Source organism: Nocardioides thalensis (assembly GCF_013410655.1).
In the GTDB taxonomy this organism is placed as follows: Bacteria; Actinomycetota; Actinomycetes; order Propionibacteriales; family Nocardioidaceae; genus Nocardioides; species Nocardioides thalensis.
Window position 1 is genome coordinate 4,213,631 of record NZ_JACCFP010000001.1, and the last position, 24,883, is coordinate 4,238,513.

A 24,883-nucleotide genomic window follows, 5' to 3' on the forward strand; every position below is an offset into this window, starting at 1 on the left:
CCGTAGGCGAGCCGGCCGCTCTCTGAGCTGCCACTCGCCTAGGAACAGTGGAGTCTCGATCGTGCGATCAGCCCAACGGCGTGACCGTGACGTTCTGGAACGTAGCGGTGGATCGGAAGACCTGGAGTCCGAACTGCCCCTCGGTGTAGGAGTCGTCGACCACGTCTACCAGCGGCTCCTCCGAACCGTCGACGAACACCTTGATCCGGCTCCCGTCCACCTCGACCTTGAAGTGATAGAAGCGGCCGATCTCGACATCGAACGGAACTGTATCGAGCACCACTCCGCCAGCCCGCCAGAGCTTGACCATTCCGCCGCTGTCGACAGAGTCCACGTTGATCGTGTAGTGCCTGGTGAGGTTGCGGTCGGCCCGGAACGTCAGCGCCGCTGCCTGGCCTGAGTCGATGCGGACGTCGCCTTCCAGGACGAAGTCACCCCCGGTCGCCTTCGAGAGATACCAAGCATCACCGGTCGAGGTTCCCTGCTTGCCGTCGGCACTCTCGGTCCAGGTCCCGCCGTGGGGATACCAGGGTCCCTCGATGTTCGTCCGCAGCGTGGATTCCCCCGCGGCCTTCCAGATGGACTTCAGGTCGGTGATCTTCAGCGACTCCAGAACAACGTGGCCGTCGGCGTACAGGTCGACCCCGTCCCCACCCGGCAGGCTGTCGAAGTTGATGTTCCTGCTCTTGTAGTACAGGCCGTCGCTGCCGAAGATCTCCAACTGACCGCGGTCGACGAGCAGTTGCATCTTCACCTTGTTCGGATCATCGCCAGCCGGCAGAGGGCTCCCGTCCAGGGTGCGCGCGGCCACGTCGTAGGTCACCTCGGCGTCGTGCCAGCCGTCGGCGTCGGTGTGAAGACGCAGACCGAAGGCGGTAGCGGCAGGTCGGTCTCGCTCCACGTCCATCGCTTCGCGGGTCGTGGCCAGGTCGGACCGCAGTTGCGTTCGCCGCGTCGTCAGCCTGACGTTCGTCCGGCGCTCGGCCTCCAGTTGTCGGCGCAGCTTCGTGCGGAGCTCCGACTGGTGCGGCTCGAGATCAGCGATCCGCTTCTTCAAGCTCTTGATCTTCTGGTTCGACGTTCTGATCTGCTTGCTCACGGTCGCGATCGCCGCGAGCTGACGTGCCTCAACGTCCTGGAGTCGCTCCAGCTCGAGGTTGCGGGCGAGATCGAACGTCGCCGTCACCTCGTAGGTGTCGGCCTCCACGTTGTCGAGCAGTGTCTCCGCGCCCGCGGGGGTGAGGTCGACGTCTTCGAACGTGGTGCTCCTGCCGCGGATGTTCTCGAGCTCCGCGACCGGAGTGCTGCGCACGCGCAGACCGTCATCGGTCTCGGCAAGCTCCATCTCGACGGGGAACGTCGCGTTGCCCGTCCAGACCGAGCCTCGGTTGCCGCCCTGCCATGCCATGTTGACCACCCGGTCGTCGGGCAGGTTCTCGAAGGTCAGAGCCGCGTAGTATTCGCCGCCGGGACCGGAGGCGTTCAGGTTGACGCGCTGGGGAGTTGCCCAGTCCGTGCTGAACTCCCCGTTCGTGTAGTCGCCGAGGACGTATTCGCCCTGGGCGTCGCTGAGCATCCACGTCGTGCCGCCGTCCGGAGTCTCCATCTCGACGAAGTCGGGACACTCGAACAGCCAGCCGGCGGCGAACCGGCTCTCGTACTCCCAGTCCAGCAAGTTCTCCGAAGAGTAGAAGTTGACACCGTTGCCACCTTCGTCGGACCACACCACCATGATCCATTTCTGCGACTCCGGGTCCCACGCGACCTTGGGGTCGCGCGACGTACCGGCCGGCGTCGCGATGGGGTTGCCCCCGTCATACGTCTCGAACGTGTAGCCACCGTCGTTGCTGTAGAAGGCGCGCACGCCGTTGGTGCCGGAGTACACGATGATCGGATCCTCGTCGCCGGACTTGAGGCCGGACACGTTGTTCGTGTCGACGACGCCGCCACCTGAGAACAGGTCACCGGGATGCACCCCAGGCTCCAGCGCGATCGGCTGCTGCTTCCAATGCACCAGGTCGGCACTGGTGGCATGGCCCCAGTGCATCGTGTCCCACTCGAGTCCGTGCGGGTTGTGCTGGTAGTAGAGGTGGTAGAGACCGTCGTAGTACAGGGGCGCGTTGACGTCGTTCATCCATCCGCCGCGCGAGCTGAAGTGGTGCTGGCCGCGGTTGTCCTCCTGGTAGTTCGTCGAGGGATAAGGGAACTCGGGGTAGTCCTCGACCTCTCCACCAGTGGCGGTCACGGTGGTGACGCCCAGCGTGACCGCCGTCAGCATCAGCACTGCACCGGCGCGCCTGCGTGTCCATCTGCTCATGCCTGTCGAACTCCTTCTCAGCGGCTGGCTCATGACCGTCAACGTGACAACGTTGTCTTAACCTTCCATGTGACGCCGATCACGTCAAGACTCAGCTCGACCGCGCGCATCGGTCCCGACGACAGCGCACGTGGCGCGGCCCGAAGGGTCGGTCCGACCGGCCTCAGCGATGAACGTGACGACGCCGGCCTGGGCGAGACGAAGGGATCTACGTCCGATCCGCGCTCACGCGCGTCCGGGGCGGCAAGTAGGAGCCCCGCCCGGGGCCGGACCCCGCTGTGAAGAAGAGGGATCCAAAGCGGTCGCTGCCGTAACGCCACGCCGCCGCCGGACACTACCTACACATGAGCACTCCCGATGACGCCGCGTTCGGCCGGGCCTGGGACGAGTACGGGCCGCGGGTCGCGGCGTACGCGCGCCGCCACGTGCCGGCAGACGACGTCCACGACGTCGTGGCCGAGACGTTCCTGCAGGCCTGGCGGCGCTGGGACGCGGTTCCGCAGCCGCCGATCGCCTGGCTGATCGGTACCGCGCGGAAGGTGATCGGCAACAGTCGCCGCGCCACCCGCCGCCGAACGGCGCTCCACGACCGGCTCTCGCTGCTCTTCGAGGCCGCGCGTCCCAGCGAGGACGCCGGCGTGCTGGCCACCGAGCGGATCGCGGCGTTGCAAGCCCTCGCCGACCTCCCCGACCAGCAGCGGGAAGCGCTGCTGCTCGTCGCGTGGGACGGCCTCACGCCCGACGAGGCGGCTGCGGCGCTCGGTATCAGGCCCGGCGCCTTCCGGGTGCGCACGCACCGTGCCCGCGCCGCACTCGACCAGTCCACCACTCCTCCCCGGCACGCAACCGTGCCCAACCGACTCCTCAACGAAGGCGGAATCCGATGACCAAGACCGACCTCATCGCCGACATGGCGCCGACACCTCAGCCGTTCGATCCCGACTGGTCGGAGCAGACCCTCCTCGGCATCCTCGCCACCGACCAGGAAGCGCCCGCGAGGAAGCGGCGCGGCCGTCGGATCGCGCTGGCAGGCCTCGCGGCGAGCGCCCTCACCGTCGGCACGGCGGCGTCGGTCGCCGCGGGCGGGCCTGACGACGTCGTACGACGCGTGCTGACGCAGTTCAGCGAGCAGCCGAACACCAGCGGCAACGGGCTCGGGGTCCTGCACGACCCGGAGCTCGTGGCTCAGTTCGAGAGCGAGAACGGCGTCTTCGCGTTCTGGGTGGCCACGTCGTCCTCGGGCACCGTCTGCTACGCGCTGAGCGACGGGCAGTGGGATGGGACCGGCACTCCCACCGAGGACCAGCTCGAGTACGGCTGCGGCGGGCAGCTCTGGATGGGCCCGAACCGGCCGCCGGAGCACCTGACCCGCCCCGACCAGTTCGGCGGGTTCTTCGCGGCCGAGGTCGGGCTGGTCGTGTACGGCGTCTCGCCGTACCCGCGCGCCACCGAGGTGATCGTCGAGGGCGACGGCGTGGACCGCACGCTGCCGGTGCGCGCTGACTCCCTCGGCTACGGCGACGCCTTCCCCGAGGCGTCGCAGGCCACGTCACTCACGCTGACCTTCCTCGACGCAGGCGGACAGGTGCTGGGCTCGAAGCGGGTCGTCGCGCAGGTCGGCTGATCAGGATCGGCCGACCGCATCGACTCTGGCAAGCACTACTGGCGCGACACGCAATGAGCCCCCGGCCGCTGGCCGGGGGCTCATTGACTGTCGACCGTCGCGACTCAGGTGTCACCCATGTCCCGACTCATCACATTTGCGCGCCTGTAGGGATTCGAACCCCAAACCTTCTGATCCGTAGTCAGATGCTCTATCCGTTGAGCTACAGGCGCCCGTCGTCCCGCTGCGCGGAGCGACCGGACGAGGATAGCCGAGTCGGTGCACGGATACCGAATCCGGGTCGTGGGATCATGACCGCATGCCCGGCTTCGATTCCGAGAGGCGCGATCTGTTCGAGCGGGTCGCCACCGAGCTCTACGAGGTGGTCGTGGAGGCCGGCGGCATCTCGGACGACGACCCGCGGCTCCTCGAGGGCGAGCAGCGCAAGGCGTTCGACCTGTTGGTCGAGCTCGGCCTGCTCCAACACGAGCCGGGCAACCCCCGCTGGACGGCGGTCGAGCCGAGCACCTCGCAGGGCCGGGTCGTGAGCCCGCTCGGCGTCGAGGGCGCTCGCCTGCTTGACGAGTCCGCGCGTTGGGCCCGGGCGTTCCAGACCCTCACCAGCACCTGGCGCCGGTCACCGCAGGCCGAGACCCGGGGACCGTTCACCTACCTGCACGGCGAGGCGATCAGCCCCTACCTCACGACGATCATCGGGGAGGCCGAGGAGGAGCTGCTCACCGCGCAGCCGCAGACCGGCCGCGATGCCGCGTCGATCGCGTCCGCCGCGCTGCGCGACATCCAGGCCCTGGAGCGTGGCGTCTCGATGCGGATCCTCTACCAGCACAGCGCGCGGCGGCACGCGATCACGCACAAGTACGTCGCGCAGGTGACCGAACGCGGTGCCGAGGTGCGCACGCTCGACGAGTTCTTCAACCGGATGATCGTCGTCGACCGGCGGGTTGCGGTGATCCCCGCCCCCGACGACCTGACGACCGCGGTCGCCGTACGGGAGCCGTCCGTCGTCGCCTACCTCGTCGACGTCTTCGACCGCGCGTTCGCGCGCGCCCGGCCGTTCACCAACACCGAGACCTCGCTCATGCGTGAGGTCGCCGCCGAGCAGCGGGCGATGACGATCCGCATGCTGATCGAGGGCCACGCCGACGCGGTCAGCGCCAAGCGCCTGGGCGTGAGCCCGCGCACGTACGCCGGCTACGTCGCCGAGCTCAAGGAGGAGTACGACGCCGAGACACGTTTCCAGCTCGGCTACACGATGGGCAAGCTCGGGGTGTCCGGCAAGGAGCTCCCCAAGCAGGAGTGAACGCGGCCCGACGACCCCTTCAGGTCAGCGCGTGCGGCAGGCCCCGCCGCAGCCCCAGCCGCTGTCGAGCGCCTGCGCCGGAGGGGCGGAGACGGCAACCAGTCCGACCGTCGCAGCGGTCGCGGCCAGTGTCAGTGCGGCCTTGCGAGCGAGCTTCTTCATCACGTTCCCCCGTGACTCGTGTGGGCTGTGACGTTCATCCTGCCTCATCGCCCCTGGAAACGGAACAGGCCCCTGATGAGGTGTCCTCATCGGGGCCGTTCGCGTGGCTGGGCCACATGGCGGAGGCGGAGGGATTTGAACCCTCGATGGGGTTGTAGCCCCAAACCCGCTTAGCAGGCGGGCGCCATAGACCAGACTAGGCGACGCCTCCTCACCGACCCTTCGGCCGGCGGGGCAAGGTTACTCGCCCGGCCGGTTCGCGCCGAATCCGGCCCGTCCGGGGCCGCTGCCGGTCAGCGAGCAGCCGAGCGCAGGCGGGCCCGTACGTCGCGCGCGAAGTCGTCCTTGTCGGCGGCAAGGAGGGCGACCGGGATGGTGGTCGTGCGCCCGTCCTTGAGCCGCAGTACGACGCACTCGACCCCCCGTGGCGTGGCGGCGACGGCGTCCTCGACCTCCGGCCAGCGGCCCTCGGTCACGCCCGCGGCGCGGATCATCCGCACGCGGTAGCCCGTGCCCGTCAGCCGGACGAGCACCAGGCGGGCGCGCAGCCACCACGACAGCGCGATCAGGCCGAGCACCCCGACGCCCAGCACCACGACGAGCAGGTCGCCGCTCCACTCCAGCGCGCCCACCAGCGCCGTACCGGCGAGGAGGAGCAGCGCGAAGACGATCAGGTAGGCGCCGACGATCCGCGCGAACACCAGCGGGGACAGGCGGTACTCGCTGACGTCGGTGGGAGCCGGTGCACTCATGGGGCGCAATTCAACTGCACCCCGGCGGTCCTAGACTCTCGGGGTCGGCACCGGGCGCACCGGGTGCCGCGAGGATGGTTGGCAGAGCGGCCGATTGCACTCGCCTTGAAAGCGAGCGTGCCGAGAGGCACCGGGGGTTCAAATCCCTCACCATCCGCCGAGGGTCTCGTGACGGCCGTGGCCGGCCTCCTCGACCAGCGGGGCGCGGCGGCCTCCTCGACCAGCGGGGCGGGGCTCAGGAGAGCGTGAGCTCCACGAGCACGTCGCCCTCCTGGACGACGTCGCCGGCCGAGACCTTGATCGCGCTGACCACCCCGCCGGTCTCCACGACCACCGGGATCTCCATCTTCATCGACTCCAGCAGCGCGACGGTGTCGCCCGGCTGCACGGTGGCGCCCACCGGCACGTCGACGGACAGGACGTTGGCCACCATCTCCGCGGTGATCGCGACGGTCGTCTCTCGGGGCATGTCGAGGACGCTAGGCGCTACTTCCGGGTACGGCGACTCCGGCGCGTCCAAAGCGCCGGGCCGATTCTTGGAGGGTCAGAGGAGCGGCTTGGTGCGCGGGGGCTCCGGCCGGTGGGCCGCGGCCTGCTCCTCGACCCGGCGGCGCCGGCCGCGGTTGCCGCTCAGGGCGAGGTCGAGCCGGATCAGCAGCCAGCCGATCAGCCAGCCCACGACCAGCGCGTAGGCCACCGACAGGCCGATCTCGCGCAGCGCGACCGTCGGGTCGGTCAGGGCCGTCGCGACGCGAGTGGTGGCCGCGACACCGAACATGCAGACCCACCACCCCTGCCGCCGGCGCGCGCGCATGTGGCCGCCGTACACGATCGCCGGGATGCCGAGCACCGCCATGATCGGCCGCGGGAACGCGCCGAGCTCGTCGCGTGACCAGGCCACCCAGCTGTCCAGGGTGTCGATGAAGCCCGCGGCGCCGTAGCGGTGCAGGGTCTCGGCGTAGAGCAGGATCAGCAGCAGCACGATCGAGCCGCCGCCGACGACGATCAGCCCTCGCCTGCCGAGGCCGTGCAGGCCGGCGCCGAGCCGGTAGACGAGCAGGAACGCGCCGACCAGCGCCAGGCCGAGCGTGACGTACTCGAAGCGCACCACGCGGATCGTCGGCTCGAAGCCCACCGCGCCGAGGGCGCCGACGGCGGCGACGGCGGTCGCCACGACGCTCTCGCGGACGGCCTGCAGGAAGCCCTGGGCCGGGACCGTGACCATCACGCCGAGCACTGCGGCGATGCCCGCCGTGAGCACCGCGGCCCCGGTGCGGAGGAACTCGTGGCCGGCGAGCACCACCGCGAGCGCGAACGCCAGCGCCACCAGCCCGAAGATCACCGGGCGCCCGCCCGTCCGCGCGGCGAGCGCCCAGGTGAAGGTGCTCGCGATGGCGACCGCGCCCGCCGTACCGAGCCAGTCGGGGCCGACCGGCACCATGGCGCACACGAGGACGGCGGTCGCTGCGGCGACCACGAGCAGCCACACCGTCACCGGCAGCCGTGACTCCGAGATCCGGCGCAGCCGCTCCTGGAGCGGGGAGGGTGCGGCGCGGGACACGGGCGACGAGCCTACAGACGCCGGTTCGCGAGGGAGGGATTGGTCCGGCGTGCGCCGTCGAGCAGGTCGCGGTCGAGGGTCGCGGCGACCACCTCGGGCCGGTCGGGACTGCCCGGACCCGCCTCCGCGACGACGTCGCCGAGGGGATCGACGACCATCGAGTGCCCCGTGTAGCGGGGCGCCGGCTGGCCGACGGCAGCGACGTAGACGGTGTTCTCGATCGCCCGGGCGGTGAGCAGCGTCTGCCAGTGGCGCACCTTCCGCTCGCCGGCCACCCACGCCGCCGGCACCACGATCAGCTCCGCGCCGCGGTCGACGAGCGCCCGCGCGAGCTCGGGGAAGCGCAGGTCGTAGCAGGTCATCAGCCCGACCTGCCAGCCGCCGACCTCGACGACCACCGGCTCCAGCGGGCCCGCGGTGAGCCGGTCGGACTCGCGGTAGCCGAACGAGTCGTAGAGGTGGATCTTGCGGTAGTCGGCCGTCGCCGCGCCCCGCAGCACCAGGGTGTTCGCGGGCCGTGCCGGGTCGTCGCCGCGCTCGAACATGCCGGCCAGCAGCGTCGTACGGCGCTCCGCCGCCACCCGTGCGACCTCGCTCGCGAACGGGCCGTCGACCGCCTCGGCGAAAGCGCTGACGTCGGACCCGGCCTCGCCGAAGTCGCGGGCGAACGCCTCGGGGAAGACGACCAGGTCGTGACCCTCGGGCGTCAGCTCGTCGAGCGCCGCGCGGTTGGCCTCGGGGTCGAGGGTCGATGCCGCCTGCACCAGCGCGATCCGCAGCGTCGGGGTGGTCTCGCTCACGATTCCAGTCTCCCAGGTGTCCCGAGCGCGCCCGGCTGGGAGACTCCAGGGGTGATCGAGCCAGGACTGACCAGCTTCGCCGCGATCATCCTCGCGGGCGGCCAGGCCACCCGCCTCGGCGGTGCCGACAAGGCCACGATCGAGCTCCGCGGCCGCACGCTCCTCGAGCGCACCCTCGACGCCGTCATCGACGCGGCCGAGGTGGTCGTCGTCGGCCAGCACGTGCCCACCGACCGCCCGGTGACGTTCGTCGTCGAGGACCCGCGCTACGGCGGGCCGGTCGCCGGCCTCCTCACCGGGCGCGACTCGCTGCTGCGGCGTACGCCGTCGTTGGTGGTGCTCGCCGTCGACATGCCCAACGTGACGACCTCCACGATCCGGCGGCTGTACGACGCCGCGGCCGGCCACGACGGCGCCGTCCTCACCGACCCGGACGGCCGGCGGCAGCTGGCCTTCGTGGTGTCGACGGCACGGCTCGACGCGGAGCGGCCGGACCGGGAGGCCCAGCACGGCGCCTCGTTGCGGTCGTTGCTGGAGCCGCTGGACCTCGTCGACGTCGCACCGACGGGCGAGGAGCACCGCGACGTCGACTCGTGGACGGACCTTCGCGACATGGGCGACTGACGGCCTTCTCAAAACCCTTGTCAGGGGCTCCCGAGTTTTGCACTCTGGTCTGGTGAACCTCCACGACTGGATCGATGAGCTGAGCGACCTGCTCGATGTCGAGACCGAGGCCGACGAGGTGCTGCTCGCCGACATCGCGGACATCGCGGTCGAGAACGTCGCGTCGAACGCCGGTCCGGTCACGGCGTTCCTGCTGGGGGTGGCTGCCGGGGTGCGCGAGGCCGGGCCGGAACGGATCGAGCGGATGGCCGCTCAGGTGCAGGAGCTCGCCGAGTCCTGGGACCGGCCGGCCGACGCGGTCGACGACGACGATGACGACACGGTCGAGGAGCTCGACGACCTCGACGAGCTCGAGTTCGACGAGGAGGAGGAAGAGGCCACGGTCTAGGGCCTCGACACCCTGGCTAGCCTGCACGTCATGCGTGCAGTCATCGCGGACGGCAAGGGTGGCCCGGAGATCCTCTCGGTCGGGGAGCTCCCCGACCCCGAGCCCGCACCCGGCGAGGTCGTCGTCGACGTGGTCGCCACGGCCGTCAACCGCGCCGACCTGCTGCAGCGGCAGGGGTTCTACCCACCGCCGCCCGGCGCCTCGGACGTGATCGGCCTCGAGTGCAGCGGCACCGTCGCCGCCGTCGGCGACGGCGTCACCGGCTGGTCGGTCGGCGACGAGGTGTGCGCGCTGCTGGCCGGAGGCGGCTACGCCTCGAAGGTCGCGGTGCCCGCCGGCCAGCTGATGCCGGTGCCCGACGGCATCGACCTCGTGACCGCCGCCGCGATCCCCGAGGTCGCGTGCACGGTGTGGTCCAACGTCTTCATGGTGGCCGGGCTGCGGCCCGACGACGTGTTCCTCGTCCACGGCGGCGCCGGCGGCATCGGCACGTTCGCGATCCAGCTGGCCAGCCGGCTGGGCGCTCGGGTCTTCACGACGGCGGGTACGGCGGAGAAGCGCGCCACCTGCGTGGAGCTGGGCGCCGAGGTGGCGATCGACTACCGCGAGGAGGACTTCGTCGAGGTGGTGCGGTCGCGCACGAGGACCGAGGACCGCGCGGGCGGTGCCGACGTCGTGCTCGACAACATGGGGGCGAAGTACCTCCAGCGCAACGTCGACGTGCTCGCCGACCAGGGCCGCCTGGTGATCATCGGCATGCAGGGCGGGGTCAAGGGCGAGCTCGACATCAGCGCGCTGCTGCGCAAGCGCGGCGCGGTCATCGCGACCACGCTGCGGTCGCGGCCGGCCGACGACAAGGCGGCGATCTGTGCGTCCGTGGTCGAGCACGTGTGGCCGCTCGTCGCCGACGGCTCGGTGAAGCCGATCGTGCACGCCACGATGCCGTTGGAGCAGGTCGCCGACGCGCACCGGATGCTCGAGGAGAGCTCGCACGTCGGCAAGGTCCTCCTGACGCTGTGATCCGCCGGAACCGGCGCCGACTAGGCTCGGAGCCATGACGGAGAGCACCCCCCAGGACGAGGAGCAGCGGATCGTGGTCATCGGCCCCGACGGGCGGCCGATCGGCGCCATCCCGACCGACGGCGAGGCCGCCGCGGGCGACGACGGCGACGACGGCGACGACGACGAGACCTCGCTGACCGACCTGGTCGAGCAGCCCGCCAAGGTGATGCGGATCGGCAGCATGATCCGCCAGCTGCTCGAGGAGGTGAAGGCGGCCCCGCTCGACGAGGCCAGCCGCAACCGGCTCGCCGAGATCCACCGCTCCTCCATCAAGGAGCTCGAGCAGGGCCTCGCCCCCGAGCTCGTCGAGGAGCTCAACCGGCTCTCGCTGCCGTTCACCGAGAACGCCACCCCGTCGGAGTCGGAGCTGCGGATCGCGCAGGCGCAGCTCGTGGGCTGGCTGGAGGGTCTCTTCCACGGCATCCAGACCGCGATCTACGCCCAGCAGATGGCGGCCCGCGCGCAGTTCGAGCAGATCCGCCGCGCGCTGCCGCCCGGGATGCTCGGCGGCCAGCCCGGTCAGCCGGGCCATCCAGGTCAGCCCGGGCAGCCGGAGCAGGCGTCGCCCGAGGAGGGCAACTCCTCCGGCGGCGGGATGTACCTCTAGCGAGGGAGCCAGGCGCGAAGCGCCTAGGCCCGCCGGCCGACCCGCGAGAACAGCAGCAGGCCGAGCAGCCCGACCAGCCCCAGCGCGACGCCGGGCGCGATCGCCCGGGTGAGCGACGGGGGCTCGGTCGCGCCGCCGTCGGGCTCGGTCAGCTCGACGGGCATGCCCGGCTCCTCGGGGGCGCGGAGCGCCTGCTCGAGGTCGCGCTCGACGCGACTGGTCATCGGCTCGTCGAGCTCGGTCGTGCCCGAGCACTGCAGGGCCTCGAACCGCCGGTCCTCGGTGAGGGCGCCGGCGCGGTCGGTGTCGACCTCGTCGGCGAAGAACAGGTAGTCCGATCGCGGCCGCAGCGGGCCGAGCCCGGTCGCGCGGGCGTCGGTGGTCAGCACCTTGACGACGTTGCGGACGTCGCCCTGGAGCGCGGCCTTCACCGTGACGGTGTGGATGTAGCCGGCCGTCCTCGGGCGGAGCCCGCTGGTCTGCGGCCGCAACGCCCTGCGGTCGAGCACCCGGCCGACGAACACGAAGTCGACCTCGGCGGCGTAGTCGCGCACCTGCTGCGGTTCGACGTCGGCGAGGTCGAGCGGAGCGCACACAGCGGCCCTCGTCGGCGCGGTGGCGGCAGCGGCCGGCGCCGCAGGCGGTACGGCGCCCGCGGCTACTGCGGCGAGGGCAGCAGCCGCGACGGCGGCAGTCCGGAGCACGGTCACCCGTCCATCTCACCAGATCGCCGGGAACGCAGGCACACGGGCTCGCCGCTCACGAGGCGGGACGCGGCCGCCGTACCATCACCAGCTCGCCGTCCTCGGTCGTGCCGCGCAGGTCGGAGAAGCCGCACTTCGCGAGCACCCGCAGGCTGGACGTGTTGTCCGGGGCGACGCTCGCGCGCAGCCGGACGCCGACCTTGTCGGCCTCGGCCGCGAGCAGGCCGAGGGCCTCGGTCGCGACACCGCGTCCCCGGGCGTCCGGCACCAAGCCGTAGCCGACCTCGGTCTCGCCGTCGACCGGTGGACCGAAGCAGCCGATCGAGCCGACGGCGAGCCGGTCGAGCACGATGTGGCGCGGGCCCCACGTGGCCCCGTCGGCCCCGTCTGCCCCGTCGCCGCCGGCGCGGATCATCGACGCGGCGTCGACGTCGTCCTTGCGCGGGTAGTCGGGGTGCCAGCGGTCGTCGTGCCGGCGGCCTGCGACCATGTCGGCCGCCTCCTCGGGCGAGATCAGGAAGAGCCGGATCCGGTCGGAGCTGATGAGCGCCGGCAGACCGGCCATCTCAGGCAAACCCCTGGGTCGAGGAGCCGAGGGACGAGGCGTTCACGCAAACCCTTGGGTTGAGGAGCCGAGGGACGAGGCGTCTCGAAACCAGCGGTCCAGCTCGGTCGCGGCGCCGTCCTCGTCGACGGTGCCGGTCGACGCGTCAGCGGCGTCGTGGACCTCCTGCACGGCCTGGCCCATGGCGACCCCGCGCCCCGCCCAGCGCAGCATCTCGAGGTCGTTGCGTCCGTCGCCGATCGCCAGCACGTCGGCACGGTCGACGCCGAGCTGCTCGGCGACGTGGGCGAGGCCCGACGCCTTCGAGACTCCGACCGGCGAGAGGTCGAGCCACGCGGTCCACCCGACGACGTAGTCGGTGCCGTGCAGCCCGAGCTCGGCGGCCATCTGCACGAAGTCGTCGGCGGTGGCCTGCGGGTCGCGGATGATCACGCGGCTCACCGGTCCGGCGACGAGCTCGTCGATGTCGGTGACGATCTCCTCGCCGCCGAGCTCACCGGTCGGGAAGGGCGCGGACACGCGGTAGCCGACGCCGCGCTCCTCGATCGCGACGAGCGCGTCGGGGTGCCGCTGGAGGATCGCAGCGACGGCGGGCGCCGCGTCGAAGGTCTCCTCGTGGACGATCTCCTCCGGCGGGTAGCGCAGCAGCACCGAGCCGTTGGACGCCACGATCCAGAGTCGGTCGCCGTGGCCGTGCAGGTCGAGCAGGTCGGCGATCGTCGTCATGCTGTGCGGTGCTCGCCCGGACGCGAGCACGACGTGGGCGCCGGCGTCGAGCACCCGGCCGACCGCCGCGTGCACCGCGGGCGGGACCTCCTCGTGCGTGGAGCCCTGGCCGACGACCCACTTGAGCAGGGTGCCGTCGATGTCGAGCGCGACCAGCTTGGGCTGCCAGCCGGCGGGGGGTTCGGTCATGATGCAACGACGGGCTTCAGCTCTTCGACGCCACCCATGTAGGGGCGGAGCGCGGCCGGCAGCCGCACCGAGCCGTCGGGCTGCTGGTGGGTCTCGAGGATCGCGACGATGGCGCGCGTGATCGCGGTCAGCGTGCCGTTGAGCGTGGCGGCGGGCCGCGTGCCGCCGTCGTCGCGGGCGCGGATGTCGAGGCGACGGCTCTGGAACTCGGTGCAGTTGGAGGTCGAGGTGAGCTCGCGGTACTTCTCCTGCGTCGGGATCCACGCCTCGCAGTCGAACTTCCGGATCGCGCTGAGGCCGAGGTCGCCGGCGGCGACGTCGATGACGCGATAGGCCAGCTCGAGCTTGTCGAGGAACTCCTTCTCCCACGCGAGCAGGCGCTCGTGCTCGGCGTACGACTCCTCGAGCGTCGTGTAGACGAACATCTCGACCTTGTCGAACCAGTGGACGCGGATGATGCCCTTGGTGTCCTTGCCGTGCGAGCCGGCCTCCTTGCGGAAGCAGGGGCTGAACGCGGCGTAGCGGCGGGGCAGCGACGCCGCGTCGAGGATCTCGTCGGAGTGATAGGCCGCCATCGGCACCTCCGAGGTGCCGACGAGGTAGAGGTCCTCGCCCTCGATCCGGTAGACGTCGTCGGCCGCCTGGCCGAGGAAGCCGGTGCCCTCCATCGCGCGGGGGCGCACCAGCGACGGCGCGATCACCTGGGTGAAGCCGGCGTTGCGGGCCTGGTCCATCGCCATGTTGACCAGCGCGAGCTCGAGCTGGGCGCCGACACCGGTGAGGAAGTAGAAGCGGCTGCCGCTGACCTTGGCACCACGGTCGAGGTCGATCGCGCCCAGCATCCGGCCGAGCTCGATGTGGTCACGCGGCTCGAAGCCCTCGGCCCGGAAGTCACGGGGCGTGCCGACGTGCTCGATCACGACGAAGTCGTCCTCGCCGCCCGGCGGCGTCTCCTCGGCGGCGAGGTTGGGGATCGTCTCCAGCGCCGCGTTCCACTCCTCCTCGGCAGCCACGCGGGCCGCCTCGGACTCCTTGACCTCGGCGGCCAGCGTCTTGGTCTGGGCGAGCAGCTGCTGCTTCTCGTCGCCCTGGGCCTTCGGGACAAGCGCGCCGAGCTGCTTCTGCTCGGCCCGCTTGGCCTCGTACGCCGCGATGGCGTCGCGCCGGGTCCGGTCGGCGGCGAGAGCACGGTCGACCACGTCGGCGGACAGCCCGCGCTTGGCCTGGGCGGCACGGACGCGGTCGGGCTCGTCGCGGAGGATGCGCGGGTCGATCATGCGTTCAGGCTATCCGGCGGACGCAGGCCGACGCTCCCCGGATTCACAGCCGCCCGCACGGCCCGTCAGAACGGCGAGATCGGGTCCGGCGGCGGGAAGATGTCGTCGAGCTCGGCGAGGTCCTCCGGGCGCGGGACCCACGCACCGGCGGCGGCGTTGGCCACGACCTGCTCGGGTCGGGTGGCGCCGGCGATCACGGACGCGACCGGCGCCTGGGCGAGCAGCCAGCCGATGGCGACGGTCACCTCGGTGAGTCCGCGCGAGGCGGCGAACTCGGAGTAGCGCTTGAGCTCCGGCGACACCGCGGCCTCGAGCAGGTGCCGGCGGGTGCGGGCGAGCCGGGTGCCCTCCGGTGCGGTGCCGTCGGCGTACTTGCCGGTGAGGAGGCCGTTGGCGAGCGGGAAGTAGGGCAGCAGGCCCAGCCCGAACTGCCGGCACGCGGGCACCACCTCGTGCTCGGCGCGGCGGTCGACGAGGTTGTAGTGGTTCTGCGCGGAGATGAACCGTTCAGCGCCCATCTCGCGGGCGACGAACTCGGCCTCGGCGATCTGCCAGCCCGATCGGTTGGAGTGGCCGACGTAGCGGACCTTGCCGTCGCGGACGAGCGTGTCGAGCGCGCTGAGGGTCTCGTCGATCGGCGTCAGCGGGTCGGGGGTGTGGAACTGGTAGAGGTCGATCCGGTCGGTGCCGAGCCGGCGCAGCGACGCCTCGACCGCGGTGATGACGTAGCGCCGCGACCCCCGCGCGCCGCCGTCGGGCCCGTTGACGCCCTTCATGTCCATGCCGAACTTGGTGGCGATGACGACCCGGTCCCGCTCGGTGCGTAGAGCGGCGCCGAGCCGCTCCTCCGACAGGCCGGGCCGGGCGCCGTACGTGTCGGCGACGTCGAAGAAGGTGATGCCGGCGTCGAGGGCGGCGCGCACGACGCGGTCGGTGCCCTCCTGGCTCTCGGTGGCGGTGCCCGGCCGGCCGAGGTTGTTGCAGCCCAGCCCGACCGCGGAGACGACGAGGCCGGAGCTGCCGAGCCGCCGCAGCGGCGGTCGGGTGGCGTCGGGGAGTGTGTCGGCGCTCATAGGGAGAAACTAGCGATCACGGTCGAACGCTGGCGATCACCTATTCTCACGGCGTGCTCGACCGCTCTCGACGTACCCAGCTGACGTGGTCGCTGCTGTGCCTCGGGACGTTCGCGGTGCTGGCGGCGATCGTGGTCGCCGCGCCGTCCTGGCTGGTCGACGTCGACGCCGAGGTCAGGCCCGCCAGCCGGTGGGCGATCCGCCAGGACTGGCTCGACGTGCCGCTGCACGTGGTCGAGCGGGGCTTCGGCACGATCGCCTCGATCGTCTACGCGCTGGTCCTCGCGCTGGTGATGTTCCTCAAGGGGCACCGCCGGGCGACGGTGCTGGTCGTCGCGACGATGACCGTGACGATGCTGGGGACGTACGGACTCAAGTACCTGCTCGGCCGCGACCGCCCGGAGTGGCAGGCGGGCGACCGATTCCACGACAACGCGGCGTTCCCGTCGGGGCATGCGTCCTTCACCGCAGCCCTGGCCGCGCTGGTGATCCTCCTCGCCGTGATGCTCGTACGGCGCGGCGGCATCCGCCGGCTCATCGGCACCGCCGCGGTCGTCGTCACGATCGTCGTGGCCGCCGACCGGGTGCTCCTCGGCCGGCACTTCGTGACCGACACCATCGGCGGCGTCCTCCTCGGGGTGGGCGTCGTGCTGCTCGGGCTCGCTCTCTACAGCCCGCTCCCCCGCAGCCATGCGGCCGGCGCGGCACCGCTGCCGCAGGCGTTCCCGGGCGGCGGCCGCCTCGCGGTCATCCTGAACCCGATCAAGGTCGAGTCGGTCGAGCAGTTCCAGAGCATCGTCACCCAGATGGCGGTGGACTCCGGCTGGAGCGAGCCGCGCTGGTACTTCACCACCGTCGAGGACCCCGGCACCGGGCAGGCCGAGCAGGCGGCCGTCGACGGGGCCGAGCTCGTGATCGTCTGCGGCGGCGACGGCACGGTGCGCGAGGTGTGCGCCGAGCTCGCCGGCACCGGCATCCCCGTCGGGATCGTGCCCGCCGGCACCGGCAACCTGCTCGCTCGCAACCTCGCCATCCCGCTGTTCATCCGGGCGGCCATCGACATCGCGCTCACCGGCCAGGACCGCGCGATCGACATGGTCGCGGTCAGCGGAGACGGCATCGAGGACACCCACTTCATGGTCATGGCCGGCATGGGCTTCGACGCCGCGATCATGGAGGGCGTCAACGAGGACATCAAGAAGAAGGTCGGCTGGCTGGCCTACGTGTGGTCCGGACTGAAGTCCCTGATGTTCCCCTCCACGAAGGTGGAGATCTCGATCGACGGCGGCGAGTGGACCAAGCACCGCGCGCGCACGATCGTCGTCGGCAACGTCGGCTACCTCCAGGCCGGGATGCCGCTGCTGCCCGACGCGGCGATCGACGACGGCACGCTCGACGTCGTGCTCCTCAACCCGCAGCGGTTCCTCTCGTGGATCCCGCTGGCGATCCGGATCCTCACCAAGCAGCCGCGCATCGACGACACCATGAACCGGATGACCGGCAAGACCGTGTCGGTCCGGGCCTCCTCACCGACGCCCCGCCAGCTCGACGGCGACACGATCGGCCTCGGCGAGGAGCTGCACATGGAGTGCATCCACGGGCGGCTCCTGGTCCGGGTGCCGCGCTAGCGGCCTCGCTCGTCAGGCGCCGGCCTTCGCCCGCGAGACCGCCTCGGTCTCCTCCGGCGAGAGCTCCTGCTCGCTGCTCCAGCCGGCGATGCCCTTGGCGTAGGTGCGGGCCTCGCTGCGGCCCCGGATCGACGTCAGCACGACCCCGTCGCCCTGGTCGTCGAGCAGCGCGAGCGACCACGAGAGCCGGCCGCCCATCTCCTCGAACGCGTCGTAGCGCACCACCGCCAGGTGCCGCAGCGACCGGCCCGCCTCCTGCTTGAGCCGGGCGACCTCGGCCCGCAGCCCGGCCACGTCGGCCGGTACGTCGAGCCCGTCGTCGGGCGACACCCGCCGCCAGGTGCGGTAGGCCAGGACCGCCGCCGCAGCGGAGAGGACGAGCGCGAGGATCGCGAGCACGAGCGCCATGCCTCAACGTAATGCGCCGAGTCGGCTGGTGATCACCAGCCGACTCGGCGTTTCTCAGGCGTGACGACGAGCCGACTCGGCGAGTGTCAGTCGACGGGCTGCGCCTCGGCGAGGTGGTCGGCGACCTCCTGGTAGATGCCGGCGTACTGCTCGTAGGAGTACGGCGCCGCGGCGTACCACTCGTAGACCTGGCCCGCCTCGACGGCGGGCAGGCTGGTCCAGGTGTCGATGGTCTCGAGCTTGTCGGCGAGCAGGCCGTAGGTGCGGGCGTCGAAGAGGATCACGTCGGCGTCGGCATAGTCGGGGAGCTGCTCGGGGCTGATCGCGTGGAAGTGCATCGGCTTGCCGGTCTTGGGCTCGACGATGTCGAGGCCCGCCTCGGCCAGGGTGCCCATCTCGGGGAAGAAGTCCTGGTTGGCGATGTAGAAGCTGGCGGCGTCGGCGTCGGCGGACACGAACGCCACCTGGAGGTCGGACTCGCCGGAGATCGTGCCGATCTCCTCGAGGGCGGCGTCGTAGGCCTCCTTGTCGGCCTGGAGGTCCGCGCTCTCGGTGTCGGCGCCGAGGGCTCTCGCCAGGTCGACGAAGGACTCGATGGCGGTGTCGGTGTCGGTGTAGTTGCCGTCGATGGCGAGGGTCTCGGTGCCCTCGTCGACGGTCTTGCCCTGCTTGCCGGGGATGTACCAGAGGCCCTTGCCGTCGAAGGTGTAGTCGATGACCAGCTCCGGCGCGCTGACCAGCAGCTGCTCCACGTCGAGCTCGCCGTAGGTCTCGCCGTAGACCTCGACCTGGGAGAGGTCGATGTTGCCCGCCTGGAAGTTGAGCTCGCCGTCGACCTCGGCGAGCTCGCCGTAGACGCCGTCGACCTGGTAGCCGGCGTCCCACAGCGCCGCGGCGACGCTGCTCTGCGCGACCACGTTGGTCGGGGTCTGCTCGAGCTCGACCGTGTGGCCGCGGCCGTCCTCGTAGGTGAAGGGGCCTTCCGGAGCCGTCTGGCCCTCGGCCCCGCCCGTGTCCTCGGCCCGGGCGTCGGGGTCGGTGTCGCCGCTGCACGCGGTGAGCGCGAACGTCGCGGTCAGCGCGGTGGCGGCAAGGGCGCCTCGCAGGGTACGGCGGTGCGCGCGGATCATCGGTTCTCCTTCTCATCGGGGTCCCGGCGGGAGCGCCGGGGGATCACGAGCGGCGTGTGCGACTCGGGGTCGGTGATGACGCGGCAGGTGAGGCCGAAGACGTGCTCGACGAGCTCGGCCGTGATCACCTCCGCGGGGTCGCCCTCGGCGACGACGGCGCCGTCCTTCATGGCGACCAGGTGGGTGGCGTACCGGCAGGCCAGGTTGAGGTCGTGGAGCACGGCGACGAGCGTGTAGCCGTGGTCGTCACGCAACCCCGACACCAGGTCGAGGACCTCGACCTGGTGGGCGATGTCGAGGTAGGTCGTGGGCTCGTCGAGGAGCAAGATCTCGGTGCGCTGCGCGAGCGCCATCGCCAGCCAGACCCGCTGCCGCTGACCGCCGGAGAGCTCGTCGACGACGCGGTCGGCGAGGTCGGTGGTGTCGGTGGCGGCGAGCGCGGCGCGCACGGCCTCCTCGTCCTCGCCCGACCACTGGCGCAGCAGCCTCTGGTGGGGGTAGCGGCCGCGGGACACCAGGTCGACGACGGTGATCCCGTCGGGCGCGACCTGCGCCTGCGGCAGCAGCCCGAGCCGCCGCGCCACCTCCTTGGAGTGGTAGCGGTGGATGTCCTTGCCGTCGAGGTGCACGACACCCGCCTTCGGCGTGAGCAGCCGGGCGAGCCCGCGGAGCAGCGTCGACTTGCCGCAGCCGTTGGCGCCGACGATCACCGTGAACGACCCGTCGGGGATGGCGAGCCCGAGGTCCTGGGTGATGAGGCGCTTGTCGTAGCCGAGGCTGAGGCCGCTCGCCTCGAGGCGCTGGGTGGTCATGCTCGTCCACTCCTCCACTCGCGGGTCAGCAGCCAGGCCAGGTAGAGGCCGCCGACCACGCCGGTCATCACGCCGACGGCGACCTGCCGGGGCTGGAACAGCTCGCGTGCCGCGTGGTCGGCCACGACGAGGAACAGCGCCCCGGTGAGTCCCGACGCCACCAGGTTCGGCCCGCTCGCGCGCGTCAGGCGCCGCGCCACCTGGGGCGCGGTCAGGGCGATGAACGCCACCGGGCCCGCGGCGGCGACGGCGACGCTGCACATCGCAACCCCTACGGCGCCGGCGACGACCCGGACCCGGCCCGCGGGCAGGCCCGCGGCGACGGCGGTGCCGTCGGACAGCTCGGTCATCGTCAGCGCGCGGGAGAGCAGCAGCGCGAGGGCGGCCAGGACGACCACCGCCGGCGCGAGTACGGCGACCTGGTCCCACGTGGCTCCGGCGACGTTGCCGACCAGCCACACGCCGGCCCCCTGCGCGTCGTAGATGTTCACGCTGACGATGAGCATCGAGTTGAACGACAGCAGCACCGAGCCGACGCCGACGCCGATCAGCACCAGCCGGAGACCGTCGGACCCGCCGCGGGCGGCCAGCGAGAAGACGACGACCGCGGTGAGTGCACCGCCCACGACGGCCCCGGCCGCCGTACCGACCACACCCGCGTCGACGACGAGCATCGCGACCAGGCCGCCGGTGGCGGCGCCGGTCTCGAAGCCCACGATGTCGGGGCTGCCCAGCGGGTTGCGGGAGATCGTCTGGAAGACCGCGCCGGCCATCCCGAGGGCGACACCGACGAGGGCGGCGGTGGCGACGCGCGGCAGCCGGTAGTCCTGGACGATGAGCTCCTCGACCGGCAGCCCCTCGCCGAAGACGGTGAGCAGCACCCGAGGCAGCCCGACCTGGATGTCGCCGAGCACGAGCGAGGCGAGGACCGCGCCCAGCGTGGCAGCGACGAGCAGCAGGCAGACCAGCAGTCCCCGCCGGTGCACGCGCACCGAGAGCGGGCCGAGCCGGAGGACGCCGATGCCGAGGCGGCCGGCGCCGAGGACCGTCGAGGAGGTGCTCACAGGTGCACCAGCTTCCGGCGGCGCACGAGCGCGACGAAGACCGGTGCACCGATGAACGCGGTCATGATGCCGGCGGCGATCTCCCGGTCCGGCGTGACGACCCTGCCCGCGGTGTCGGCGACGAGCAGGAGCGCCGCCGCCAGCGTCATCGAGATCGGCAGCACCCAGCGCTGGTCGGGACCGACGAGGTAGCGCGCGACGTGCGGCACGGTGAGACCGATGAACGCGATCGGCCCGGCGAGCGCGGTCGCGGACCCGCAGAGGAGCGTCACCGCCACCGCCGTCACCACGCGGGTGCGGCCGATCCGGGCGCCGAGCGCGCGGCCGGTGTCCTCGCCGAGGGCGATCACGTTGAGCCCCGGCGTCACGAGGTAGGCGAGGACGACGCCGGCAACCAGGAACGGCAGTGCGTCGGCCATCACCGACAGGTCGCGGCTGACCACCGAGCCGACCACCCAGAAGCGCATCGTGTCGAAGCTGCGCTGGTCCTGGAGCGCGATCCCGTTGGCGTAGGCGGTGAGTACGGCGGTGAGCGCCGCCCCCGCGAGCGCGAGCCGCATCGGCGTCGCGGCCGAGCGGCCGCCGGAGCCGAGACCGTAGACGGCGATCGCGGCCGCGGCCGCGCCGGCGAACGCGAACCACATCTGGTGCCGCAGCGCGGTGACCTCGAGGAAGGTGATCGCGCTGACGACGGCCGCCGCGGCGCCGGCATTTATGCCGAGCAGGCCGGGGTCGGCGAGCGGGTTGCGGGTGAGCGCCTGCATCAGGGCGCCGGCGGCGCCGAGCGCGAGCCCGACCGCGAGCGAGATCACCGTCCGGTCCATCCGCAGGCCGCGCACGATGTCGCCGGCCATGCCGCCCCCGTCGCGCCACAGCTCGGCGAGCACGGTCGTCGGCGCCAGGGTCTGCCGGCCGATCATCAGGCTGGCCAGGACGGCGAGCGCCAGGACGACCAGCGAGCCGGCGAGGACCACGACGCGCGGGCCGCGGCCGCGCGCGACGACCCGGCGCTCGGGTCGGACGCGCGCGGGCGCGATCTCGGTCGTGGTCACGAAGGAAGGCTAGCCTTACCTGTGCTGCGGTGCGCACCGCGGTCCACGGACGGCCGGGACCCGGGCGGTGCTCGCTCGCTTCCCCCTACCCTTGCCGCCATGTCCCGCCCCGTGTCCCGCATCGCCTACCAGGGAGAGCCCGGCGCCAACTCCCACCTCGTGTGCAAGCAGCACTATCCCGACTGGGAGGCGGTGCCGTGCGCGTCGTTCGAGGACGTGTTCGCGGCGATGACCAACGGCGAGGCCGACCTGGCGATGATCCCGATCGACAACTCGATCGCCGGCCGGGTGGCCGACATCCACCACTTCCTGCCCGACTCCGACCTGCACATCGTCGCCGAGCACTTCCTGCGCATCGAGTTCTCGCTGATGGCGGTGCCGGGCGCGACGTTTGACACGATCCGCACCGTGCACAGCCACGTCCACGCGCTGGGCCAGTGCCGCAAGATCATCCGCGAGCTCGGGCTGACGCCGCTCATCTCCGGCGACACCGCGGGCGCCGCCCGCGAGGTGGCCGACGCCGCCGACCCGACGCAGGCGGCGATCGCGCCGCCGCTCGCGGCCGAGATCTACGGACTCGAGATCCTCCGCGACGACGTCGAGGACGAGGAGCACAACACGACCCGGTTCGTCGTGCTGTCCCGCGACTTCGTCGTCGCTCCCCGCGGCAACGGCCCGGTGGTGACGACGTTCGTCTTCAACGTCCGCAACCTGCCCGCCGCGCTCTACAAGGCGCTCGGCGGGTTCGCCACCAACGGCATCAACATGACCAAGCTGGAGAGCTACATGGTCGGCGGCGAGTTCACCGCCACCCAGTTCCTCGCCGAGGTGGACGGCCACCCCGACGACCCGGGCCTCAAGCGGGCGCTCGAGGAGCTCGCGTTCTTCACCACCGACGTCAAGGTACTCGGTATCTACCCCGCCGACCCCTGGCGCGAGTCTCCGCCGTCCGACCGGGGCTGACGTGGACGTGCGGGGAGCGCGCCAGGCCGTCGAGCAGCTCATCGACCGGCCGTGGTTCCAGGGGACCGTGATCGCGGTCATCCTCGTCAACGCCGCGGTGCTCGGGTTCGAGACCTCCGAGTCGTGGATGGCAGAGCACGGCGACGCGACCCACGCGATCGGCTGGGCGACGCTGGTCGTGTTCGTCGTGGAGCTCGCGCTGCGGCTGTTCGCGGAGGGCTGGCGCTTCTGGCGCAGCGGGTGGAACGTCTTCGACTTCTTCGTGGTCGCGATCGCGTTCGTGCCCGGCGGTCAGGCCAGCGGCGTGCTCCGGGTGCTGCGGATCCTCCGCGTGCTGCGCCTGCTCTCGACGATCCGCTCGATGCGCAGCGTGGTCGCGGCGCTGATCGCGACGATCCCGGGCATGGGCTCGATCGCCGCCCTGCTGGTGATCCTGCTCTACGTCAGCGCGGTCATGTCGACCGAGCTGTTCGGCGCGACCGACCCCGAGCACTTCGGCAACCTCGGCAGCTCGCTGCTCTCGCTCTTCCAGGTGACGACCGGCGACGACTGGGCCAACGTCGTCCGGCCCACGGCCGACGCGCACCCCTGGGCCTGGGGGTTCTTCGTCGGGTTCGTCGTGATCTCGACGTACGTCGTCCTCAACCTCTTCATCGCGGTCGCCGTCGAGGCGCTGGACCGGCAGACCGAGGAGGACAACAGCGAGATGGTCGACGAGGTCGAGCACCACATGGACGAGTCCACCACCGCGATCCTCGCCGCCATCGAGGACCTCAAGCGACAGGTCAGCGCCCTCGAGGCCCGCCTCGAAGCCAGGGACTGACGCTCGCGCGACTACGCTGCCGGGCATGGGTGCGACCAGTGAGGTGGGACGACTCCGGACCGTCATGCTGCACCGGCCCGGGCCGGAGCTCCAGCGGCTGACGCCCCGCAACAACGACCGGCTGCTCTTCGACGGCATCCCGTGGGTCGCTCGGGCGCAGGAGGAGCACGACGCGTTCGCGGAGGCGCTGCGCGACCGTGACGTCGAGGTGCTCTACCTGACCGAGCTGCTCACCGAGGCGCTGGCCGCGCCCGAGGCCCGGGAGACGGCGATCGACACCGCGCTGTCCGACCTCGACCTCGACGAGTCGCTGCGGTCGTTCCTGCGTGGCCACCTCCACGACGCCACCCCGGAGGAGCTGACCACGCACCTGACGGCGGGCATCCGCAACGACGAGGTGCGCAGGTTCACCGGCAGCCTGGTGACCACCCTGCTCCCGGACGACGCGTTCCTCGTCGACCCGCTCCCCAACCTGCTCTTCACCCGCGACTCCTCTGTCTGGGTCGGCGACCGGGTCGCGATCACGTCGCTGGCGATGCCGGCCCGCAAGCGCGAGACGCAGCTGACGGAGCTGATCTACAGCCACCACCCGCGGTTCGCCGACCAGCAGCGGATCCACGGCCACCACTTCGAGTACGTCGAGGGCGGCGACGTGCTGCTGCTCGCGCCCGGAGTCGTGGCGGTCGGTGTCGGCGAGCGCACGACGCCGGCGGGAGCCGACCGGTTCGCGCGCCACCTCTTCGCCAGCGGACTGGCGAGCACCGTGCTCGTCGTACCCATCGCCCAGGAGCGGGCGACCATGCACCTCGACACGGTCTGCACGATGGTCGACGTCGACAAGGTCGTCATGTATCCCAACGTCGCCCACACGCTCGCCGCGTACGCCGTGACGCCCGGCGATCCCGGCAGCGGGGAGCTGGTCGTCGCTCCGCCGGAGCCGTTCCTCGTCGCCGCCGCCAAGGCGATGCAGATCGACACCCTCCACCAGATCGACACCGGCCTCGACCCGGTCACCGCCGAGCGCGAGCAGTGGGACGACGGCAACAACACGCTCGCGCTCGCGCCCCGCCTCGCGGTGGCCTACGAGCGCAACGACGGCACCAACGCCCGGCTGGAGGAGGCCGGCATCGAGGTGGTCCGGATCGCCGGGTCCGAGCTCGGCTCCGGGCGCGGCGGCCCGCGTTGCATGAGCTGTCCCATCGCGCGTGACCCACTGCCCTAGAACACGTTGTCTCGATAGGGTCGGCCCCAACGCGACTGCCGCGTGACATG

General features: G+C 71.5%; 27 protein-coding genes and 3 tRNA genes. 12 read left to right on the forward strand and 18 right to left on the reverse strand.

The features are described 5' to 3' along the window. Nucleotides 1-67: 67 nt before the first annotated feature. On the reverse strand, nucleotides 68-2,350 hold the full coding sequence (locus HNR19_RS20425; protein WP_179669650.1) for a GH32 C-terminal domain-containing protein: 2,283 nt from the start codon (nucleotides 2,348-2,350) through the stop codon (nucleotides 68-70). A 311-nt stretch (nucleotides 2,351-2,661) separates the two neighbouring features. On the opposite strand from HNR19_RS20425, the gene HNR19_RS20430 reads away from it, so the two are divergent. After that, the gene (locus tag HNR19_RS20430) at nucleotides 2,662-3,204 is read left to right on the forward strand and encodes an RNA polymerase sigma factor (protein WP_179669651.1); all 543 of its coding nucleotides are present in this window, start codon (nucleotides 2,662-2,664) and stop codon (nucleotides 3,202-3,204) included. Then, nucleotides 3,201-3,941 (forward strand): hypothetical protein, encoded by a 741-nt coding sequence (locus HNR19_RS20435; RefSeq protein ID WP_179669653.1) that lies wholly within the window; start codon nucleotides 3,201-3,203, stop codon nucleotides 3,939-3,941. Before HNR19_RS20430 ends, HNR19_RS20435 begins: the two co-directional genes overlap by 4 nt. Before the next feature lie 139 nt (nucleotides 3,942-4,080). On the opposite strand, the gene HNR19_RS20440 is transcribed toward HNR19_RS20435, so the two are convergent. Next, nucleotides 4,081-4,153, reverse strand: a tRNA-Arg gene (locus HNR19_RS20440). A gap of 86 nt (nucleotides 4,154-4,239) precedes the next feature. Between HNR19_RS20440 and HNR19_RS20445 the strand changes: the two genes are divergently transcribed. Then, nucleotides 4,240-5,241, forward strand: a complete 1,002-nt coding sequence (locus HNR19_RS20445) for a phospholipase D-like domain-containing protein (RefSeq protein WP_179669655.1) — start codon at nucleotides 4,240-4,242, stop codon at nucleotides 5,239-5,241. A 24-nt stretch (nucleotides 5,242-5,265) separates the two neighbouring features. Here HNR19_RS20445 and HNR19_RS20450 read toward each other — a convergent pair whose 3' ends face one another. From HNR19_RS20450 to HNR19_RS20460, 3 genes are all read right to left on the reverse strand, one after another. Beyond that, a complete protein-coding gene (locus tag HNR19_RS20450) occupies nucleotides 5,266-5,403 on the reverse strand; it encodes a hypothetical protein (RefSeq protein WP_179669656.1) in 138 nt (45 codons plus the stop codon). Between the two features lie 117 nt (nucleotides 5,404-5,520). Continuing rightward, a tRNA-Ser gene (locus HNR19_RS20455) sits at nucleotides 5,521-5,614 on the reverse strand. Nucleotides 5,615-5,696: 82 nt separating this feature from the next. Continuing rightward, on the reverse strand, nucleotides 5,697-6,155 hold the full coding sequence (locus HNR19_RS20460; RefSeq protein WP_179669658.1) for a hypothetical protein: 459 nt from the start codon (nucleotides 6,153-6,155) through the stop codon (nucleotides 5,697-5,699). Between the two features lie 72 nt (nucleotides 6,156-6,227). Here HNR19_RS20460 and HNR19_RS20465 point away from each other — a divergent pair. After that, nucleotides 6,228-6,312 (forward strand) — tRNA-Ser (locus HNR19_RS20465). Between the two features lie 78 nt (nucleotides 6,313-6,390). On the opposite strand, the gene HNR19_RS20470 is transcribed toward HNR19_RS20465, so the two are convergent. The 3 genes from HNR19_RS20470 to HNR19_RS20480 form a co-directional block, all read right to left on the reverse strand. Then, nucleotides 6,391-6,624 (reverse strand): biotin/lipoyl-binding carrier protein, encoded by a 234-nt coding sequence (locus HNR19_RS20470; protein ID WP_179669660.1) that lies wholly within the window; start codon nucleotides 6,622-6,624, stop codon nucleotides 6,391-6,393. Between the two features lie 75 nt (nucleotides 6,625-6,699). Next, nucleotides 6,700-7,716, reverse strand: a complete 1,017-nt coding sequence (locus HNR19_RS20475) for a hypothetical protein (protein WP_179669662.1) — start codon at nucleotides 7,714-7,716, stop codon at nucleotides 6,700-6,702. A gap of 11 nt (nucleotides 7,717-7,727) precedes the next feature. Then, nucleotides 7,728-8,516 carry a carbon-nitrogen hydrolase family protein gene (locus HNR19_RS20480; protein WP_343047298.1) on the reverse strand — a complete coding sequence of 263 codons (789 nt, stop codon included), beginning with the start codon at nucleotides 8,514-8,516 and terminating at the stop codon, nucleotides 7,728-7,730. A gap of 51 nt (nucleotides 8,517-8,567) precedes the next feature. Between HNR19_RS20480 and mobA the strand changes: the two genes are divergently transcribed. Genes mobA through HNR19_RS20500 form a run of 4 tightly spaced genes read left to right on the forward strand, consistent with a single transcriptional unit; the run spans nucleotide 8,568 to nucleotide 11,197 of the window. Beyond that, nucleotides 8,568-9,140 (forward strand): molybdenum cofactor guanylyltransferase, encoded by a 573-nt coding sequence (mobA, locus tag HNR19_RS20485; protein WP_343047299.1) that lies wholly within the window; start codon nucleotides 8,568-8,570, stop codon nucleotides 9,138-9,140. Between the two features lie 52 nt (nucleotides 9,141-9,192). Beyond that, nucleotides 9,193-9,528, forward strand: coding sequence for a DUF6457 domain-containing protein (locus HNR19_RS20490; protein WP_179669664.1), 336 nt, complete (start codon nucleotides 9,193-9,195; stop codon nucleotides 9,526-9,528). A 30-nt stretch (nucleotides 9,529-9,558) separates the two neighbouring features. Beyond that, nucleotides 9,559-10,548: an NAD(P)H-quinone oxidoreductase gene (locus tag HNR19_RS20495; protein ID WP_179669665.1), complete on the forward strand. Its 990-nt coding sequence runs from the start codon at nucleotides 9,559-9,561 to the stop codon at nucleotides 10,546-10,548. A gap of 34 nt (nucleotides 10,549-10,582) precedes the next feature. Beyond that, nucleotides 10,583-11,197: a bacterial proteasome activator family protein gene (locus HNR19_RS20500; RefSeq protein ID WP_179669667.1), complete on the forward strand. Its 615-nt coding sequence runs from the start codon at nucleotides 10,583-10,585 to the stop codon at nucleotides 11,195-11,197. Nucleotides 11,198-11,220: 23 nt separating this feature from the next. Here the strand turns inward: HNR19_RS20500 and HNR19_RS20505 are convergent, their stop codons facing one another. From HNR19_RS20505 to HNR19_RS20525, 5 genes are all read right to left on the reverse strand, one after another. Then, the gene (locus HNR19_RS20505; RefSeq protein ID WP_179669669.1) at nucleotides 11,221-11,907 is read right to left on the reverse strand and encodes a hypothetical protein; all 687 of its coding nucleotides are present in this window, start codon (nucleotides 11,905-11,907) and stop codon (nucleotides 11,221-11,223) included. Between the two features lie 49 nt (nucleotides 11,908-11,956). After that, nucleotides 11,957-12,466, reverse strand: coding sequence for a GNAT family N-acetyltransferase (locus HNR19_RS20510; RefSeq protein WP_179669671.1), 510 nt, complete (start codon nucleotides 12,464-12,466; stop codon nucleotides 11,957-11,959). A 42-nt stretch (nucleotides 12,467-12,508) separates the two neighbouring features. Continuing rightward, on the reverse strand, nucleotides 12,509-13,381 hold the full coding sequence (locus tag HNR19_RS20515) for an HAD family hydrolase (RefSeq protein ID WP_179669672.1): 873 nt from the start codon (nucleotides 13,379-13,381) through the stop codon (nucleotides 12,509-12,511). After that, nucleotides 13,378-14,658, reverse strand: coding sequence for a serine--tRNA ligase (gene serS / locus HNR19_RS20520; protein WP_179669674.1), 1,281 nt, complete (start codon nucleotides 14,656-14,658; stop codon nucleotides 13,378-13,380). The genes HNR19_RS20515 and serS overlap by 4 nt, the downstream gene beginning before the upstream one ends. 65 nt (nucleotides 14,659-14,723) lie before the next feature. Next, on the reverse strand, nucleotides 14,724-15,731 hold the full coding sequence (locus tag HNR19_RS20525; RefSeq protein ID WP_179669676.1) for an aldo/keto reductase: 1,008 nt from the start codon (nucleotides 15,729-15,731) through the stop codon (nucleotides 14,724-14,726). 53 nt (nucleotides 15,732-15,784) lie between these two features. Between HNR19_RS20525 and HNR19_RS20530 the strand changes: the two genes are divergently transcribed. Further along, nucleotides 15,785-17,359, forward strand: a complete 1,575-nt coding sequence (locus HNR19_RS20530) for a bifunctional phosphatase PAP2/diacylglycerol kinase family protein (RefSeq protein ID WP_343047300.1) — start codon at nucleotides 15,785-15,787, stop codon at nucleotides 17,357-17,359. A gap of 12 nt (nucleotides 17,360-17,371) precedes the next feature. Here the strand turns inward: HNR19_RS20530 and HNR19_RS20535 are convergent, their stop codons facing one another. The 5 genes from HNR19_RS20535 to HNR19_RS20555 form a co-directional block, all read right to left on the reverse strand. Further along, nucleotides 17,372-17,767, reverse strand: a complete 396-nt coding sequence (locus tag HNR19_RS20535; protein ID WP_179669677.1) for a DUF4446 family protein — start codon at nucleotides 17,765-17,767, stop codon at nucleotides 17,372-17,374. Nucleotides 17,768-17,853: 86 nt separating this feature from the next. Continuing rightward, nucleotides 17,854-18,897 carry an ABC transporter substrate-binding protein gene (locus tag HNR19_RS20540; protein ID WP_179669679.1) on the reverse strand — a complete coding sequence of 348 codons (1,044 nt, stop codon included), beginning with the start codon at nucleotides 18,895-18,897 and terminating at the stop codon, nucleotides 17,854-17,856. Next, nucleotides 18,894-19,709: an ABC transporter ATP-binding protein gene (locus tag HNR19_RS20545; protein ID WP_179669681.1), complete on the reverse strand. Its 816-nt coding sequence runs from the start codon at nucleotides 19,707-19,709 to the stop codon at nucleotides 18,894-18,896. Before HNR19_RS20545 ends, HNR19_RS20540 begins: the two co-directional genes overlap by 4 nt. Then, the gene (locus HNR19_RS20550; RefSeq protein ID WP_179669683.1) at nucleotides 19,706-20,773 is read right to left on the reverse strand and encodes an iron chelate uptake ABC transporter family permease subunit; all 1,068 of its coding nucleotides are present in this window, start codon (nucleotides 20,771-20,773) and stop codon (nucleotides 19,706-19,708) included. The genes HNR19_RS20545 and HNR19_RS20550 overlap by 4 nt, the downstream gene beginning before the upstream one ends. After that, nucleotides 20,770-21,825, reverse strand: coding sequence for an iron chelate uptake ABC transporter family permease subunit (locus HNR19_RS20555; RefSeq protein ID WP_179669685.1), 1,056 nt, complete (start codon nucleotides 21,823-21,825; stop codon nucleotides 20,770-20,772). Before HNR19_RS20555 ends, HNR19_RS20550 begins: the two co-directional genes overlap by 4 nt. Before the next feature lie 99 nt (nucleotides 21,826-21,924). Between HNR19_RS20555 and HNR19_RS20560 the strand changes: the two genes are divergently transcribed. Genes HNR19_RS20560 through HNR19_RS20570 form a run of 3 tightly spaced genes read left to right on the forward strand, consistent with a single transcriptional unit; the run spans nucleotide 21,925 to nucleotide 24,833 of the window. Next, nucleotides 21,925-22,788 (forward strand): prephenate dehydratase, encoded by an 864-nt coding sequence (locus HNR19_RS20560; protein ID WP_179669687.1) that lies wholly within the window; start codon nucleotides 21,925-21,927, stop codon nucleotides 22,786-22,788. A gap of 1 nt (nucleotide 22,789) precedes the next feature. Continuing rightward, nucleotides 22,790-23,611, forward strand: coding sequence for an ion transporter (locus HNR19_RS20565; protein WP_218910336.1), 822 nt, complete (start codon nucleotides 22,790-22,792; stop codon nucleotides 23,609-23,611). 25 nt (nucleotides 23,612-23,636) lie between these two features. Further along, on the forward strand, nucleotides 23,637-24,833 hold the full coding sequence (locus tag HNR19_RS20570) for an arginine deiminase (protein WP_179669689.1): 1,197 nt from the start codon (nucleotides 23,637-23,639) through the stop codon (nucleotides 24,831-24,833). The last annotated feature ends 50 nt before the right edge of the window (nucleotides 24,834-24,883 follow it).

Coding starts and splice junctions, on each gene's coding strand:
- HNR19_RS20540 (WP_179669679.1), bottom strand. CDS start 18,897: ATGATCCGCGCGCACCGCCGTACCCTGCGAGGCGCCCTTGCCGCCACC.
- HNR19_RS20445 (WP_179669655.1), top strand. CDS start 4,240: ATGCCCGGCTTCGATTCCGAGAGGCGCGATCTGTTCGAGCGGGTCGCC.
- HNR19_RS20510 (WP_179669671.1), bottom strand. CDS start 12,466: ATGGCCGGTCTGCCGGCGCTCATCAGCTCCGACCGGATCCGGCTCTTC.
- HNR19_RS20570 (WP_179669689.1), top strand. CDS start 23,637: ATGGGTGCGACCAGTGAGGTGGGACGACTCCGGACCGTCATGCTGCAC.
- HNR19_RS20425 (WP_179669650.1), bottom strand. CDS start 2,350: ATGAGCCAGCCGCTGAGAAGGAGTTCGACAGGCATGAGCAGATGGACA.
- HNR19_RS20545 (WP_179669681.1), bottom strand. CDS start 19,709: ATGACCACCCAGCGCCTCGAGGCGAGCGGCCTCAGCCTCGGCTACGAC.
- HNR19_RS20515 (WP_179669672.1), bottom strand. CDS start 13,381: ATGACCGAACCCCCCGCCGGCTGGCAGCCCAAGCTGGTCGCGCTCGAC.
- serS (WP_179669674.1), bottom strand. CDS start 14,658: ATGATCGACCCGCGCATCCTCCGCGACGAGCCCGACCGCGTCCGTGCC.
- HNR19_RS20430 (WP_179669651.1), top strand. CDS start 2,662: ATGAGCACTCCCGATGACGCCGCGTTCGGCCGGGCCTGGGACGAGTAC.
- HNR19_RS20495 (WP_179669665.1), top strand. CDS start 9,559: ATGCGTGCAGTCATCGCGGACGGCAAGGGTGGCCCGGAGATCCTCTCG.
- HNR19_RS20525 (WP_179669676.1), bottom strand. CDS start 15,731: ATGAGCGCCGACACACTCCCCGACGCCACCCGACCGCCGCTGCGGCGG.
- HNR19_RS20500 (WP_179669667.1), top strand. CDS start 10,583: ATGACGGAGAGCACCCCCCAGGACGAGGAGCAGCGGATCGTGGTCATC.
- HNR19_RS20470 (WP_179669660.1), bottom strand. CDS start 6,624: ATGCCCCGAGAGACGACCGTCGCGATCACCGCGGAGATGGTGGCCAAC.
- HNR19_RS20450 (WP_179669656.1), bottom strand. CDS start 5,403: ATGAAGAAGCTCGCTCGCAAGGCCGCACTGACACTGGCCGCGACCGCT.
- HNR19_RS20460 (WP_179669658.1), bottom strand. CDS start 6,155: ATGAGTGCACCGGCTCCCACCGACGTCAGCGAGTACCGCCTGTCCCCG.
- HNR19_RS20560 (WP_179669687.1), top strand. CDS start 21,925: ATGTCCCGCCCCGTGTCCCGCATCGCCTACCAGGGAGAGCCCGGCGCC.
- HNR19_RS20435 (WP_179669653.1), top strand. CDS start 3,201: ATGACCAAGACCGACCTCATCGCCGACATGGCGCCGACACCTCAGCCG.
- HNR19_RS20535 (WP_179669677.1), bottom strand. CDS start 17,767: ATGGCGCTCGTGCTCGCGATCCTCGCGCTCGTCCTCTCCGCTGCGGCG.